The organism is Nocardia mikamii NBRC 108933 (assembly GCF_001613505.1).
Lineage (GTDB): Bacteria > Actinomycetota > Actinomycetes > Mycobacteriales > Mycobacteriaceae > Nocardia > Nocardia mikamii.
In genome coordinates this window covers 140,976-156,452 of the sequence record NZ_BDCM01000014.1, presented here as the reverse complement: position 1 = coordinate 156,452, position 15,477 = coordinate 140,976, and the positions used below count along the sequence as shown (strand labels likewise).

Sequence of the window (15,477 nt, the reverse complement as noted above, 5' to 3'; positions counted from 1 at the left end):
CGGAAGTCCGCTCAGCTCAGCAAAGCTCGTGCGTACCAATCCTTGTCGTCACGCACCCCCGGCAGGGCGAAGAAGTAGCCGCCGCCGAAGGGCTGGACGTAGTCGGTGAGGGGTTCGTCGACCAGCCGGGTCTGGATGGCCTCGAACTGGCGGGCGACGTCCTGCTGGAAGCAGGTGAAGATGTGGCCCGAGGCCATGTTGCCGTTGCGCTCCACGCCGAGGTCGTAGTTGTAGGAGCGGCGGACCAGTTGCTGGCGGGCGGTTTCGGGGGTGCGCGGATTGGCCAGCCGGATATGGGAATCCAGGGGGATGACCGAGCCCTCCGGGTCGGCGGCGTAGTCGGGGGTGTCGAATTCCTGATTGCCGTCGAGCGGGGCGCCGGAGTCGCGGCGGCGCCCGAACATGTTCTCCTGCTCGTTGATCGAGACCCGGTCCCAGAATTCGACGAGCATGCGGATCAGCCGGACCACCTGGTAGGTGCCGCCGCGGGTCCATTCGGGTTCGCCGCCGCCGTCGGTCCAGATCAGCGATTCGGCGTCGGCGCCGGTCGGGTTGGCCGTTCCGTCCTTGAAACCCAACAGGTTCCGGCCGGTGCCGGAGGGGCGCGGCGGAGAGTTGTAGCCGTCGATCTTCCAGCGCAGTTGCAGGGCGCCGCGGGTCTGGCGGGTGATGTCGCGCAGCGCGTGATGGACCGTGTCGGGGTGGTGGGCGCACAGCTGGATCAGCAGGTCGCCGTGCATCCAGGCCGGATCGGGGGTGTCGTTGGGGAAGGTCCGCATCGGCGTGAGTTTGGCGGGTTTGGCCGCGGCCAGCCCGAAGCGGCCGTCGAACAGGCTCGCGCCCACCCCGGTGGTGACGGTGAGCCCGTCGGCTATCACCTCCGGCCCGAGCACCGCACTGTCGGACGGCGGCTGACCGAGGCCGAGGTCGGTCGGGGCGCCGCCGGCGGTGAGGAAGCGGGCACGTGCGGTGAGGGTTTTCATCGCCTCGACCAGTTCCGCGCGGTGGGGGGTGGTGACGTCGAAGGCGGCGAAGCAGGCGGCGTTCTGTTTCGCCGACGGGCCCGGGGTGAGGATGCCGGCCTGATGTTCGCCGTGGAAGGGGTAGCTCGCCTCGGCCTTCGGGGTGCCCACGGTGGCGGCGTCGGCGTCCTGGCGGGCACCCTCGGCGAGAATGCCCGCGGTCAGCGCGGTTCCGGCGGCACCGGCGGCGGCGCCGGAGAGGAAGCGGCGGCGGCTGACGTTCATCGTGAAGCCTTACTGGTCGGTCGGTGGTTCGGCATGGTCAGTGGGAGATCGGCACTTCGAGCAACCGCGGCACCTTGGCGAGCTCCTCGAGTGCGGCGCCGAGGCGTGCGTTGACGGCTTGCCGCGCGGCCGGCGGGGTCCGATCCGGTGACTGCCACTGTCCGTGGTTCTGGGTGGCGAGCAGGGCCGCCTGCAACTCGTCGAGGCGGGTGCGCAGGGCGGCGCGCAGGTGCGGCGCTCGCGGATCGATCAGCGGGCCGAGCTGATCGAGAACCGCGCGAGTCACGTCGATGTCGGCGAGCGTCATCGGATACGCCGCACCCGCGCCTTGGTCGTCGATGCCCGAAACATGGTCGCGCAGCGCGTCTTCCAGGATTTCGTGTGCGCGCAGCGGCAGATTCTTCGGATCGCCGGCGAGGTCGTCGCTGCCGAGGTTGTTCCGGATGTTCGCGATATCGCCGCCGAGCCGATCGGCCACCGGCAGCAGCTGATCGGGGCGCTGTCCGTGCCACAGGCCGTACTCCAGCCGGTGCAGACCGGTGAATCCGGGATCGTTCACACCACCGGGCAGGCCGTCGGGCAGACCCGAGACCGCGGTGCCGGCGTCGCCGAAACTGTTGTAGGAGGCGCCGACCCGTTCCCATTCCAGCTGGGCCCCGAGCCAATCCGCTTGTGCGGCAGCGATATTGCCGCCACGCAGATCGTTGCCGATCGCGGTGACGGCGCCGGAGAGCCGGGTCAGCACACCGCCGGCATAGGCCTGATAGGCGTCGTTGGGGCCGCGCAGATCATCCTCGGTGACGCGTTTGACGGCCGGCGGGGTGTCGCCCGCTTCGCCACTGACCCGCACCGCCGCCGACGAGGTCACCGGCTTACCGGACATCAGGCATTGCATCGTGTAGGTGCCGCTGCTCAAGGTCGCGGTCAGGTTGGCGGTGGTGGCCGGGCCGATCGTCTCGATCTCGCCGACGACCGCACCGGCGGAGTTCACCAGATTGATCTCCCCGGCCTTGGACGTCTTGTTCTGTACCTCGAACGTCTGCGTCCCGGCCCGGCCGGACTTCCATTCCGAGGCACACGAGCTGTCGCCGACCGACACCGCCTGCGCCTTACCGGAGCCGCTCGACGGCAGCAGCGAGATCGCCACCCCGGCGGCCACGGCGGGAACGACCACCAGTACCGCGCCGACCAGCAACGGTCGCGGCCCGGCGATTCGCTCCCACCAGTCGGGCGTGTGCTCGGAGTCGGCTGGAGCCGCTGACGCCGGTGTGGCGCCCCCGTCACTCGCCGCAGCGGTAGTCGTCACGGGCGCTGCGGCCGTCGGCTGCGCCGCCTGGGCCGGGGCCTTCGCGGGCGCGTGGCGGCCCGCGCGGATGAACAACGGGATCACCACGGCCAGGTAGACCACCCACGCCACCACTTGCAGCACGGTCATTCGCGGGGTGAGTTCGGTGATGCCGGTGATGATCGACACCCACCAGGAGTTCGGGTCGATATGCGCCGACAGGTCGAAGGCGACCCAGTGACGTCCGGGCAGAATTCCGGCGTCCTGCAGATCGCCCAGGCCGTAGGACAGCACACCGGCGGCGATCACGATCAGCGCGAGCGCGGTGCGGTTGAAGAACACGCCGAGGTTGAGTTTCACCGACTGCCGGTACAGCAACCAGCACAGCACCACCGCGGCGGCGAATCCGAGCGCGGCGCCGACCAGCGGTGCGACCGTGGTGCCGGAGGCCTTCACGGCGGTCCACACGAACAGCGTCGATTCCAGGCCTTCGCGCCCGACGGCCATGAAGGCCGTGATGGCCAGCGCTCCCGCGCCGATCGCGGTGGCGCGGGCGACCTCACCGCGAAGCTGGCCGGACAGCGACGCGGCGGTGCGCCGCATCCAGAACACCATCGCCGTCACCAGTCCGACCGCGATCACGCTCAGGGTGCCGCCGACGATTTCCTGGCCGGAGTTCGAGAGCACGCTCGTGGAGTAGGTGAGCACGGCCGCGAAGCTGGCCGCCACCGATACCGCACCGAGCAGGCCGAGCCAGACGGGGGTCGAGGAGACCGGGCGCTGCGGGGTCGACGTCTTGCGCACGGCAGCCAGCAGGATCGTCACCACGAGTCCCGCCTCGAGGCCCTCCCGCAGGCAGATCAGTAGGTTCGGTACAGCCTCGGCCCAGCTCACCGTCCAAAGGTAAGGCATACCTATACCACAGGTCCAATCCTGCATGCCTGTAGCGAGTGCGTATCGCCGCAGATGGGCCGGTATGCGAGGTATGTCCGTATTAGCTGGGCCAGCTCTCCGTCGCGTCGTCGATCAGTGTCAGCGCTTGCTCCAGCAACGCCTCCACGATCATCGATTCCGGCACCGTCCGCACCACCTCGCCGCGGACGAAGATCTGACCCTTGTGATTGCCCGCCGAGACCCCGATATCGGCTTCCCGTGACTCACCCGGACCGTTGACGATGCAGCCCATCACCGCGACGCGCAGCGGCCTTCCGGAAAATCCCGGAAGGCCGCCTCGACCTTCTTCGTGAGCTCGAAGACGTCGACCTGACAGCGACCACAGGTCGGGCAGGACACGATGTCGAGGGTGCGGGGGCGCAGCCCGAGCCCGGCCAGGATGTGGTGACCGACCTTGACCTCCTCGACCGGCGGCGCCGACAGCGAGACCCGGATCGTGTCGCCGATCCCCTCGGACAGCAGGATCCCGAACGCGGTGGCCGATTTCGCGGTGCCCTGCAGCGGCGGACCCGCCTCGGTGACCCCGAGATGCAGCGGATAGTCGCAGCGCTGGGCGAGCAGCCGGTAGGCCTGGATCATCGTCAGCGGATCGTTGTGTTTCACCGAGATCTTCAGAGCGGCGAAACCGTGCTCCTCGAACAGCCTCGCCTCCCACAGCGCCGATTCGACCAGGGCGGCGGCCGTGGCGCGACCGCCGTGCCGGTCCAGGATGCGCCGATCGAGGGAGCCGGCGTTGACGCCGATGCGGATCGGCACCCCCGCCGCACCGGCCGCGGCGGCGATCTCACGAACCTTGTCGTCGAAGGTGCGGATATTGCCCGGATTCACCCGTACACCGGCGCAACCGGCGTCGATGGCGGCGAAGACGTAGCGCGGGTTGAAATGGATGTCGGCGATCACCGGAATGGCCGAGCGGCGGGCGATCGTCGGCAGTGCCGCGCAGTCGTCCTGAGTGGGCACCGCCACGCGGACGATATCGCAACCGGCAGCGGTCAATTCGGCGATCTGGCGCAGCGTCGCCTCGACATCGGCGGTGACGGTGGTGGTCATCGACTGCACCGAAATGGGCGCGCCGCCGCCCACCGGCACCGAGCCGACCTGGATACGCCGGCTCTCCCGGCGCGGTCGCAGCGTCGGAGTCGCGGGCTCGGACAGGAATACGGCGGTCATCGGATCCTCTCGGTCGCGGGTAACCACTCCGCGCAGGCCGCGGCGATGCCCTCGCCGGTGAGTCCGTACTCGGCCAGGATGCTGTCGCGGGAGGCGTGGGGGATGAACGCGGTGGGCAGGCCGAGCGCGCGCGCCGGGGCGGCAGCGGGGTCGCGGGCGATCGCGTGGACCAGATGCGAGCCGACCCCGCCGGCGGCGATACCGTCTTCCACGCAGACGGTGAGCCGATGCCGTGCCGCGATCGCCGGCAGCCCCGGATTGATCGGCCACACCCAGCGCGGGTCGATGACGGTGGCGCCGAAACCGCTGGCGGTCAGCAGTTCCGCCGCGCGCAGGCACGCCCCGGCCATCGGACCGACCGCCACCAGCAGAATATCGAGCGGGCTGCGCGGCCCGCGATACAGGATATCCATTCCGTCCATTCGCGCCAGCGGTGAAATATCTTCTCCAGCAGTCGCTTTCGGATAACGCACGGTGGTGGGCCCGGCCGTGGCGACGGCTTCGCGCAGGAGTTCGCGGACCCGGCCGGGATCGCGCGGGCAGGCGATCCGCATCCCCGGTACACAGGTGAGCAGCGCCAGATCCCACATCCCGTGATGGCTGGGCCCGTCCGGACCGGTGACGCCGGCGCGGTCCAAGGCCAGGGTGACGGGCAGTTCGTGCAGGGCGATATCGAGCAGGACCTGATCGATGGCGCGGTTGAGGAAGGTCGAGTACACCGCCACCACGGGATGCATACCGGCCGCCGCCAATCCCGCCGCGGACGCCAGCAGGTGCTGTTCGGCGATTCCGGAATCGAACACCCTCTCCGGTGCGGTGCGGGAGAATTCGCCGAGTCCGGTGGGCAACCGCATCGCCGCGGTCAGGGCGACCACCTCCGGGTGGGCGCGGGCGATATCGGCCAGTTCCGATTCGACGATATCGGTCCAGGTGGGGACGGGTTGTCTACGCGGCGCACCGGTGACCGGATCGATCACCCCGCACGCGTGCATGCGGTCGGCCTCGTCCGCCTCGGCCGGGCCGAAGCCGCGGCCCTTGACCGTCACCGCGTGCACCACAACGGGTTTGGCCAATGCGACCGCCTTGTGCAGGGCCGTGCACAGCGCGCCGATATCGTGGCCGTCCACCGGGCCCAGATAGGTGAAACCCAAGGCGTCGAACAGATTTCCGGAGACGATATCGCCGTCGCGCAGCCCGGTGAGATGGCCGGCCAGCGCACCGACGGTCGGATCGTAGGAGCGCCCGTTGTCGTTGAGCACCACCACGACCGGCCGCCCGCCCGCACCCAGGTTGTTCAATCCTTCCCATGCCACACCGCCGGTCAGCGCCCCGTCGCCGATCACCGCCACCACCCGGCGATCGTGCTCGCCGCGCAGGTGGAAGGCCTTGGCGATGCCGTCGGCCCAGGCGAGACTGACCGAGGCGTGGGAGTTCTCCACCCAGTCGTGCGCGGATTCGGTGCGACTCGGATACCCCGCGGTCCCACCGGCCTGCCGGAGTGTGTCGAAGGTGGAGGCCCGCCCGGTGAGCAACTTGTGCGCATAACTCTGATGTCCGGTGTCGAAGACGAGAACATCGGTGGGCGAACGGAATACGCGATGCAGCGCGATGGTCAGTTCCACCGTCCCCAGGCTGGCGCCGAGGTGGCCGCCGGTTCCGGTGACGGTCTCGACGAGGCGATCGCGTAACCGCTGTGCCAGCGCGGGCAGTTCGTCGTCGGACAGCGCGGCCAGCGCGTCGGGGCCGGTGAGGGCGGCGAGCGGATCCGGCCCGCGCGGCGAGGGTTTCATGCGTGGCTCACCTTCCGGTGTGGGAATTCGACCCGGTCTCGATTCGACTCAGCTGACGGCGGCGCGGATCGTCTCCTTCAACGAACCCAGGGTCGCGACCACCGCGGTCGGCTCGTATCCGCAGTGCGCCATGCAATTCGAGCAGCGCGGATCGTTGCCGCGGCCGAAGGCGTTCCAGTCGGTGTCGTCGATCAATTCCCGATAGGTGGCCACATAACCGTCGTCGAGCAGATAGCACGGCCGCTGCCATCCCTTGAGCGAATACGACGGAATAGCCCAGGCGGTGCAGTCGAAGTCGACCTTGCCCTCCAGGAAATCCAGATACAGCGGGGAGTGATTGAGCCGCCACTTCTTGCGGCGCCCGTCGGCGAAGGCCTTGGCGAACAGCTGATGCGTCTCCTTCACGCCGAGCCAGTGCTCCTGATCGGGCGCCTTCTCGTAGGCGTAGCCGGGCGCGATCTGCATATGGTCGATCTCGAGCTCGTCGTTGAGATAATCCAGGACGTCGATCACGTCCTGTGGCGAATCCACGTCGAAGAACGTGGTATTCGTCATCACCCGGAATCCCGCGGCCTTGGCCTCGCGGATGGCGGCCACGGCCTGATCGAAGACACCGTCCTTGCACACCGAGGCGTCGTGGCGTTCGCGCAATCCGTCCAGGTGCACCATCCACGCGAAATTGCGGTGCGGGGCGAATTTGTGCAGATGTTTGGGCAGCAGCACCGCGTTCGTGCACAGGAAGACGATCTTGTTGCGGTCGAGCAGTTGCCGCACGATCTCGTCGATCTGCGGATGCATCAGCGGCTCGCCACCGGCGATCGACACCATCGGGGCGCCGCATTCCTCGATCGCGCCGACGGCCTGTTCGACCGGCATGCGCTGTTTGAGCAACGTGTGCGGATGCTGAATCTTGCCGCAGCCCGCGCATTTCAGATTGCAGGCGAACAGCGGCTCCAATTCGACCAGAATGGGGAACTTCTCGCGCCGCAGCAGCTTCTGCTTGGCGAGATACGCTCCCAGACGTACGGATTGACGGAATGGCATGGCCATTCAGCTCACCTCCCGAGGCAGGTTGAATCGAATACTCTCTTCGGTCACGGTGGTGTGGCGGACCCGGAGGTCGCCGAGCCCGGACAGGGCCTCGACCAGGTCGTCCACCAGATGCGGCGGTGCCGACGCGCCGGCGGTGACGCCGATGCGGCGGGTGCCGGCCAGCCAGTTCAATTCGACCTCGCCGGCGTCCTCCACCAGATGTGCCGCCACACCCTCGGCCGCGGCGACCTCGGCCAGCCGCAGCGAATTGGAGGAGTTGCGCGAACCCAGCACCAGCACCAGGTCCGATTCGCGGGCCACCGCGCGCACCGCCTGCTGGCGATTGGTGGTGGCGTAACAGATGTCGTCCTTGCGTGGCCCGCTCAACGCCGGAAACCGTTGCCGCAGTACGGCAGCCGTGGCCTCGGCTTCGGCGACGGCCAGAGTGGTCTGCGTGACGTAGGCGACCCGATCGGGATCCGGCGGCGACACCCGGGCGGCCGCTTCCGGATCGGCGACCACGACGACGTGCTCGGGCGCCTCGCCGCGGGTGCCCACCACCTCCTCGTGCTCGGCGTGCCCGATCAGGAAGACCGTCTTGTCGGCCGCGGCGAAGGCGCGCACTTCCGCATGCACCTTCGACACCAGCGGGCAGGTGCCGTCGACCACGCGCAGGCGGCGTCGTTCGGCCTGGCGGCGGACCTCCGGGGTCACCCCGTGCGCGGCGAGCACGACCACCGCGCCTTCGGGCACATGATCGAGCTCCTCGACGAAAACCGCTCCGCGCCCCGCCAATTCGCGCACCACATGGCTGTTGTGCACGATCTGACGCCGCACGTAGACCGGTGCGCCGAAGCGATCCAGGGCCTGTTCGACGATCTCGATCGCCCGCTCGACCCCGGCGCAGAACGAGCGCGGTCCGGCGAGCAGGATCTCACGATCGCCGGTCGCCGCCGACCATCGGTCCAGCGCCGGCGCCGCCGCGCGCAGCGACCGCAATGCCCGCACCCCACGCCGGATCGTGCCCGGGCGGAGCAGCGGCGCGTCCGGGGTGTCGACGATCGCCCGGACCGCGACGGCCTGCCCGTCGGGAGCGTCGGCGGCGAGGAATGCCGTTTCGGTATCGACCGCGAGCGCGCCGGACTCCGCCAGCGCGGCGCGCGCCCGGCCGGTGACGACGCGTTCGGCGGAATACACCGGCCCGAGGCGTGCGGGCAGGCCCAGTCGCAACAGTTCGCCGTGCAGCAGAATCGCTGCGGGACTCGGCAATTCGGTACCGTTGCGCCGGATCTCACTGGCCACCACGAGATCGCCGGGGCGCAGCTGCGTGGTCAGCGCACCCGCGACTCCCGCCACCGCGACCGGGCCCGCCGCGGCGGCGTCGTAGCGCCGCCGCGGACCGCGCCCGGTGTGCACCACGGGCGCCGCGACGGCGCCGCGCAGTGCCACGCACTCCGAAAGTAGTGGGGCGCAGATGGTTCCAGGCCGGGTCATACGGTCAGCCCCCGTCCCGGCCGGCGGTACCGGTCCCGTTCGAGCGCGGGGTGTCAACGCTGCGGCCCTCGCCGTCCGAGCCGGTGTGATTGCTCGTGGCGGGCGCGCCGATCGAGGTGCTGCCGCGGAGCGAGTCGGCGCCGACCTCGCCGAATGCGCCCGCGTACCGGGGCCGCCGGACGGCCGCGCCGTCGGTTGCCGGGGACAGGACCGGTGCCGATACCGCGGCCGCCTCGCCGCCCGATGCGGTCTGGCGCCGCAGGTACCGCCCCAGCGCCCAGACCGGGAACACCAGCCGGTACAGGTGGTAGTTGATGTAGAAGTCGCCGGGGAATCCGGTGCCGGTGAACAGGTCCTCGTCCCAGCCGCCGTCGGGTCGCTGCGTGCGCACCAGCCAGTCGATGCCGCGGCGTACGGCGGGAGAGTCGTGTTCCTCGGCGGCCAGCAGGGCCAGCAGCGCCCACGCGGTCTGCGAGGCGGTGGATTCGCCGCGGCCGACCCATTCCGGGTCACGATAGGAGCGCAGATCCTCACCCCATCCGCCGTCGGCGTTCTGATGGGCTTCCAGCCAGCGCACCGCCGCGCGGATCGCCGTCGATCGCGGACTCGTGCCCGCCGCGACCAGCGCCGGAACCGCCGCGCCGGTGCCGTAGACGTGGTTGGCGCCCCAGCGCCCGAACCAGGAACCGTCGGACTCCTGATGGTCGAGCAGCCAGCGCACGCCGCGCCGGCATGCGCGATCACCGCTTCGGCCGAGCACCGCCAGCATCTCCACCACGTGCGCGGTCACATCGGCGGAGGGCGGATCGGTGACGGCACCGAAATCGCAGAACGGCAGTTTCGTCGGCAGGATCGAGGTGTTGTCGGCGTCGAAGGCGCCCCACCCGCCGTCGGCGGACTGCATGCCGACCGTCCAGCGCACCGCGCGTTCGATCGCCTCATCCAGTGCGGTGCGGTCCGGAGGCGAAACCTGGTGCAGCGCAATGACGATCTCGGCGGTGTCGTCGGTGTCGGGGTAGACGTCGTTGGCGAATTCGAAGGCCCAGCCGCCGGGTTCCAGATGTGGCCGGCGCACCTGCCAGTCGCCGACGGCGGTGATCTGCTCGCCCAGCAGCCAGTCGGTGGCCCGCAGCACCGCCGGATCGTCCGGCGCCACTCCGCCGTCCAGCAGCGCGGCCGTCGCCAACGCGGTATCCCACACCGGGGACTGGCAGGCTTCGAGCCGCCGCACCTCGCCCTCCGGTGTCTGCTCGCGGACGACGAATCCGTCCAGGCCCGCGATGCCCGCCCGCATCGCCGGATGATCGAGCGAATAGCCCAGAAGGTGCAGGGCCAGTAGCGAATACACCCACGGTGGCTGAATTCCGCCCCAGCCGCCGTCGGCCTCCTGGCGGGCCAGAATCCACTCCGCGGCGTGCCGCATCGCCACATCACGCAGCGGATTCAGGGGCAGTCGAGCGTAGGTGTGCAGCACCGTGTCGACCCGCTGGAACACTCCGGCGAGCGAGGTGAGGGGCGCGCGGCGGGCCCGGGGCGCGCCGGTCCGCAATTCGTCGATGCCGAACGGCAGCGGGCGGCACGGCCGCAGCGTGGCCACCACGGTCAACGGCACCACGGTCTGGCGGGCCCAGCATCCCCAGTCGTAGATATTGAGCGGAAACCAGGACGGGAACAGCACCAGTTCCGGGGGCAGATTCGGCAGATCGTCCCAGGACCACAACCCGAACAGCGCCAACCAGATTCGGGTGAAGACCCGCGAGGCCTCGATCCCGCCTTCGGCGCGCACGAAGTCGGCGGCGGCGCGCATATGCGGTGCGGCGGGGTCGTCACCGGCCAGTCGCAGCGCCACCCACGCCTCGGCGGTGGTCGACAGATCGCCGGGTCCGCCGTGGAAGGTCGCCCAGGTTCCGTCGGCGCGCTGCTGCGATCGGATCCAGCGCGCCGCCGGCTCGGTCACGTCCGGGGTGGAGATGCCGAGGAACTGCCGCAACAGCAGATCTTCGGCGTCCATCGTCACATTGGTCGCCAATTCGCCTTTCCACCAGCCCTGTTCGTGCTGGGATGAGCGCAGCAGCCGCACCGCCGCGTCGGTGGCGGCACGGACCGCGCTCAGGTCGTCGGCGCCGTGCGCCGGAGCGACCGCTGTCCGCCGGTCCGCTGCCGCATTGCCGGTGTGGGTGACTGTCATTCCTATGCACTCCGTTCCACGATGAAATCCGCCAGGTCACAGAGCTCCCGGCGATATTCGGGGGTGAGGGTGACCGCGGTGAGGGCCTGCTGGGCGGTGCGCACCCGCCGCCGCGCCTCGGCCCGTGCCCAGCGCCGGCCACCGGCGGTCTCGACCATGTCGGCGGCGGCGCGCAGGTCGTGCTCGCTCGGCTCGCCCGATTGCGCCAGCCACTGCGCCAGCGCCTGCCCGGCCGGGCGGCCGGATTCCAGGCACCAGGTGACCGGCAGCGACTTCTTGCGCGAACGCAGATCCGAGAACACCGGTTTGCCGGTCACCGCCGGATCACCCCAGATGCCGAGCAGATCGTCGACGAGCTGGAAGGCGAGGCCGATGTTGTCGCCGTAGGCCTGCAGCGCCGCGACCGTCGCCGGTGGCGCCCCGGCCAGGACGCCGCCGACCGCGGCACTCGCCGAGAGCAACGCCGCGGTCTTGCCCATGGCCATGCGGATACATTCGGCCAGGCTCACGTCGTTGCGATGTTCGAAGTCGACGTCGGCGGCCTGGCCGATGATCAGATCCCGGGTCGCCTTCCCGACCAGCCGGGCCGCCGCCACCGCATGCGGGGAGCCGGAATCGAGCAGCACCTCGTGCGACAGCGAGAGCATCGCGTCACCGGCCAGCACCGCGACCGGATCTCCCCACACCGCCCACACCGTCGGGCGATGCCGTCGGGTGGCGTCGCGATCCATCAGGTCGTCGTGCACGAGCGAGAAGTTGTGCACGAGTTCGACCGCCACCGCACCGGGGATCGCGCAGAGTCCGTCGCCACCGGCGGCGTGGGCGGCGAGCATGGTCAGCCGTGACCGCACCGATTTGCCGCTGCCGGCGACGACCGGGCGGCCGTGTTCGTCGCAGAAGCCGAGGTGATAGGCGACCACCGGCCGAATCGCGTCGTCGAGCCGTCCGACGGCGTCGGACAGCGCCGACCGGACGGCATGACCGTCGGCATCGACCGTGGACAGGGTTGTCACCGTCATCTGATCACCTCCGATATCCGCGTGCGGGGTGCGGGCGTACCGGTGCGCTCGGTGGCACCGGGGCGGGGCCGCAACCCCGCCAGATGTGAAATGACTTCGGCCGCAGCGGCTTCCCCGCTGCGCACGGCGCCCTCCATGGTCGCGGGCCAGCCGGTGTCGGTCCACGCCCCGGCCAGCGCCAGGCCGGGCGATGCGGTGGCCGCGGGCGGGCGCAGCCGCGCGCTGCCCGGCGCGGGACGGAACGTCGCATGGCGTTCGCGAGTCACGAAGAAGTCGGCCACCTGTGCCGCACGGGCGGCGGGCAGCAGCTGTTCGAGGGCGGGCAGGAATTCCCGGCGCAGCTGGGCGACCGGGCGATCGATGAAGGCGTCGGCGGCCGACACGGAGACGGCCAGATACTGCGCGCCGGCCGGAAGCGGGCCCGCCGCTCGCGCCGCGCCGGGGCTGCCGGTCGCCGCCGCGCCACGGGAATCTGCCGCGGTGGGCAACCCGGACGCACCGGTTCGATCGAACACCCACTGCACCACCGTGCCGACACCGGCTCGCAGCGGTTCGTCCATCACCTGCCGGTCGTAGATCACGTGAATGTTGACGATCGGCGAACTGCCCAGGGCCACAGCCCACTTCGCGGGCAGATCGACCGCGTCGGCGGGCAACAGCGCCTGCGCCGCAGTCGGGGGCACGGCCGAGACGACCGCGTCGGCGGCATATTCGCCGGCGCCGGTGTGCACCGTCCAGCCGGCCTCGGCCCGCCGCACGGCCGTGACCTTCTCGTGGATCACCGTCGCGCCCGCCGCGGTGAGTGCCGCCTGTCCGGCGTCGCCGTGCAACCGGCGCAACGGGATACGCGACCAGCCGATATCCGCCGCGTCCGAGTCGGTGAGCAGGCCGATCCGGAACACGGTGGCGGCCAATGCCAGCGATACGTCGTCGGCCCGGGCGTTGAGGGTGGCGATGCCGACCAGATCCCACAGACTGTCGACGGCGTCGCGATGCTGGCCGTGCGCACGCAACCAGTCGCCGAAACTGGTTGTGTCCGTGCGGGGATCGGTGGTGTCGACCGCCCGCAGCGCCAGCGCGGCCCGGACGAACCGCAGCCGCGCGCCCGGCGACAACCAGGGATAGCGCAGCAGCGCCCAACTCAGATGCAGCGGCGCCGGCAGCGGCAACCGCCGCAACCTGCCCACCCGCCCGGCGCCGGATACCGGGATGTCGAGTCGCGGTTGCAGCCGGACCGCATCGCGCATGCCGAGCCGATCCAGCAGTGCGAGATAGCGGTCGCAGCAGCGCAGGAATACGTGCTGGCCGTTGTCGATCCACAGATCACCACGGGGGAACGAATGCGTCAGCCCGCCCAGCCAGGGCCGGGATTCGAACAGCCGCACCGCACAGCCGGCGTCCGCGCAGCGCAGGGCCGCGGTGATCCCCGCGAGCCCACCGCCCACCACGGCCACCCGCGCCGTCATCGCGGGCCCCACCCGAATGCCGTCATCGAATACTGCAGCAGCGCGCCGGAGGCGACGCGTGTCTTCTCCCGTCCGCTCAACGACAGCCGCCGGTCGTAGACGGCCACCGGATTCGCGCGGATGCGCTCGTTGAGCCGCCGGTAGATACCCGCCATCGCCGCACAGCAGGCGGCGCTGCGGCCGTCCAGATGCGGAATCAGGCGCAACCCCAGGCAGTACCAGTTCTCGGCGCGCTCGGCGCCGGTGCGGATCAGCGCGGCCAGTCCGCCGTTGGGATCGTCGAGCGCCCCACCGGCGTCGAGTTCCAGCCGGACGCCGAAGCGCCGCAGTTCGTCCCGGGGCAGATAGACGCGGCCGTTGCCGAGATCCTCGCGGATATCGCGCAGAATGTTGGTCTGCTGCAACGCGATCCCGAGCTGATCGGCGTACAGCGGCGCGCGCGGATCGCCGCCCGAGCCGAAGATCGACAGGCACAAGCGGCCCACCGCCCCGGCCACGCAGCGGCAGTAATGGGTGAGCTCGTCGAAATCGGTGTAGGTGACGCCGTCGACATCGGCCTGCACCCCGTCGATCAGTTCGCCGAACGCGCCCAGAGGCACCGGATAGCGCCGCGCGGTGTCGGCCACGGCGAACAGCACCGGATCGTCGGTTCCGGCGCCGCCGGTGACCTTGTCCAATTCCTTGCGCAACAGCGTCAGCGCCTCGGTTTTGGCGGCCGGTCGGCCCTGCCCGTCACCGATATCGTCGATGCGCCGTGCCAGCGCGTAGAGCGCGCACAGTGCCGAACGCTTCTCGGGGGGCAGCAGCCGGATGCCGTAGTAGAAGTTCTTGGCCTCGGTGCGGGTGATCCGTTCACAGGTGTCGTAGGCCGCCGCCGTGGTCGGCCCGGTCGCGATAGTGCTCACTGCGGCACCACCGTGGCCTTGCCGAGCAGCGTGACCATCGAGGCCACGGTGTCGACGTGCCGGGGCCGCACCGGTTGGCTCCACACGTCGCCCTCGGCCACGCGCAACGCCCGCGCGGTCGCGCAGCCGCCCGCGAGATACCCCGCGACCGCGAGCCGGGCCCATCCGGTGAGCCGGGCGACCAGCGGAGCGCCTTCGCCGAGCATCGATTCGCAGCGTTCTACCTGGGTGAGCACCACCGCCCGGCACGCCGGATCACCCGGTCCGCCGGTGGCCAGCGCCGCTTCCGCCACCCCGGCCGCGGCCAGATCGTCCTGCGGCAGATAGATGCGCCCGGCCGCATGGTCCTCGGCGACGTCCTGACAGTGCTCGAGCACCTGCAGGGCCGAACACACCCGATCCGACAGTGCCACCGTGTCCGGCGTGGACTGGTCGAAGACCGCCAGCACCAAGCGGCCCACCGGATTCGCCGACAGCCGGCAGTACCCCAGCAGATCCTCGAAGGTGGCGTAGCGGCCGACGCGCTGATCGAGCAGATTCGCCTCGATCAGTTCCTGGAACGCATCCTGCGGCAGATCACACGCCGCCACGGTGGGGGCCAGCATCTGCAGCACCGGATCGTCGGGTGTGCGACCCTGGTACAGACCGGCGAGGTCGGCGCGCAGCGTCAGCAGGTGCGACACACGATCTCCGGGGGCTGCGTCGCCGACCTGGTCGATTAACCTGGTGGCTGCGTAGACCGCGTGCAGGTGCCGGCGTGGTTCGCGCGGCAACCACCGCAGCGCGACGGGAAAGTTCTCTTCCTTTTCACGGGCCCGCAGCCAGCGGGCCGGGGCTGTCGCTGCGTCCATGATTCGATGGTGAACGCAACACAGGGCTCAAATCTTCAACCGTTGAAGTGATTCCGGTTGGTGTTTTTTGTATCCG

10 protein-coding genes and 1 pseudogene are annotated in these 15,477 nt (G+C 70.1%); all 11 read right to left on the bottom strand.

Going from position 1 to position 15,477, the window contains the following annotated elements; genetic code table 11:
• Positions 1-11: 11 nt before the first annotated feature.
• Entirely contained in the window at positions 12-1,247 is a 1,236-nt protein-coding gene (gene efeB, locus NMI01S_RS22295) for an iron uptake transporter deferrochelatase/peroxidase subunit (protein ID WP_063000200.1), read from the bottom strand.
• A gap of 37 nt (positions 1,248-1,284) precedes the next feature.
• Positions 1,285-3,426, bottom strand: a complete 2,142-nt coding sequence (efeU, locus tag NMI01S_RS22290) for an iron uptake transporter permease EfeU (protein ID WP_084513168.1) — start codon at positions 3,424-3,426, stop codon at positions 1,285-1,287.
• Positions 3,427-3,526: 100 nt separating this feature from the next.
• Positions 3,527-4,656: pseudogene (gene ispG / locus NMI01S_RS22285) on the bottom strand (flavodoxin-dependent (E)-4-hydroxy-3-methylbut-2-enyl-diphosphate synthase).
• Positions 4,653-6,446 carry a 1-deoxy-D-xylulose-5-phosphate synthase gene (locus NMI01S_RS22280; RefSeq protein WP_063000196.1) on the bottom strand — a complete coding sequence of 598 codons (1,794 nt, stop codon included), beginning with the start codon at positions 6,444-6,446 and terminating at the stop codon, positions 4,653-4,655. The pseudogene ispG and the gene NMI01S_RS22280 overlap by 4 nt, the downstream one beginning before the upstream one ends.
• 48 nt (positions 6,447-6,494) lie before the next feature.
• A complete protein-coding gene (hpnH, locus tag NMI01S_RS22275) occupies positions 6,495-7,496 on the bottom strand; it encodes an adenosyl-hopene transferase HpnH (RefSeq protein WP_036503553.1) in 1,002 nt (333 codons plus the stop codon).
• The gene (gene ispH / locus NMI01S_RS36010; RefSeq protein ID WP_439956296.1) at positions 7,497-8,516 is read right to left on the bottom strand and encodes a 4-hydroxy-3-methylbut-2-enyl diphosphate reductase; all 1,020 of its coding nucleotides are present in this window, start codon (positions 8,514-8,516) and stop codon (positions 7,497-7,499) included.
• Between the two features lie 460 nt (positions 8,517-8,976).
• A complete protein-coding gene (gene shc / locus NMI01S_RS22265) occupies positions 8,977-11,160 on the bottom strand; it encodes a squalene--hopene cyclase (RefSeq protein ID WP_084513167.1) in 2,184 nt (727 codons plus the stop codon).
• Between the two features lie 2 nt (positions 11,161-11,162).
• Positions 11,163-12,179: a polyprenyl synthetase family protein gene (locus NMI01S_RS22260; protein ID WP_063000192.1), complete on the bottom strand. Its 1,017-nt coding sequence runs from the start codon at positions 12,177-12,179 to the stop codon at positions 11,163-11,165.
• On the bottom strand, positions 12,176-13,645 hold the full coding sequence (hpnE, locus tag NMI01S_RS22255; RefSeq protein ID WP_063000932.1) for a hydroxysqualene dehydroxylase HpnE: 1,470 nt from the start codon (positions 13,643-13,645) through the stop codon (positions 12,176-12,178). Before hpnE ends, NMI01S_RS22260 begins: the two co-directional genes overlap by 4 nt.
• Complete coding sequence (gene hpnD / locus NMI01S_RS22250) at positions 13,642-14,541, bottom strand: presqualene diphosphate synthase HpnD (RefSeq protein ID WP_063000930.1); 900 nt, start codon at positions 14,539-14,541, stop codon at positions 13,642-13,644. Before hpnD ends, hpnE begins: the two co-directional genes overlap by 4 nt.
• Positions 14,542-14,546: 5 nt before the next feature.
• A complete protein-coding gene (gene hpnC / locus NMI01S_RS22245; RefSeq protein WP_063000190.1) occupies positions 14,547-15,401 on the bottom strand; it encodes a squalene synthase HpnC in 855 nt (284 codons plus the stop codon).
• Positions 15,402-15,477 lie beyond the last annotated feature (76 nt).

Coding starts and splice junctions, on each gene's coding strand:
- hpnH (WP_036503553.1), bottom strand. CDS start 7,496: ATGGCCATGCCATTCCGTCAATCCGTACGTCTGGGAGCGTATCTCGCC.
- shc (WP_084513167.1), bottom strand. CDS start 11,160: ATGACAGTCACCCACACCGGCAATGCGGCAGCGGACCGGCGGACAGCG.
- hpnE (WP_063000932.1), bottom strand. CDS start 13,645: ATGACGGCGCGGGTGGCCGTGGTGGGCGGTGGGCTCGCGGGGATCACC.
- efeB (WP_063000200.1), bottom strand. CDS start 1,247: ATGAACGTCAGCCGCCGCCGCTTCCTCTCCGGCGCCGCCGCCGGTGCC.
- NMI01S_RS22260 (WP_063000192.1), bottom strand. CDS start 12,179: ATGACGGTGACAACCCTGTCCACGGTCGATGCCGACGGTCATGCCGTC.
- hpnC (WP_063000190.1), bottom strand. CDS start 15,401: ATGGACGCAGCGACAGCCCCGGCCCGCTGGCTGCGGGCCCGTGAAAAG.
- NMI01S_RS22280 (WP_063000196.1), bottom strand. CDS start 6,446: ATGAAACCCTCGCCGCGCGGGCCGGATCCGCTCGCCGCCCTCACCGGC.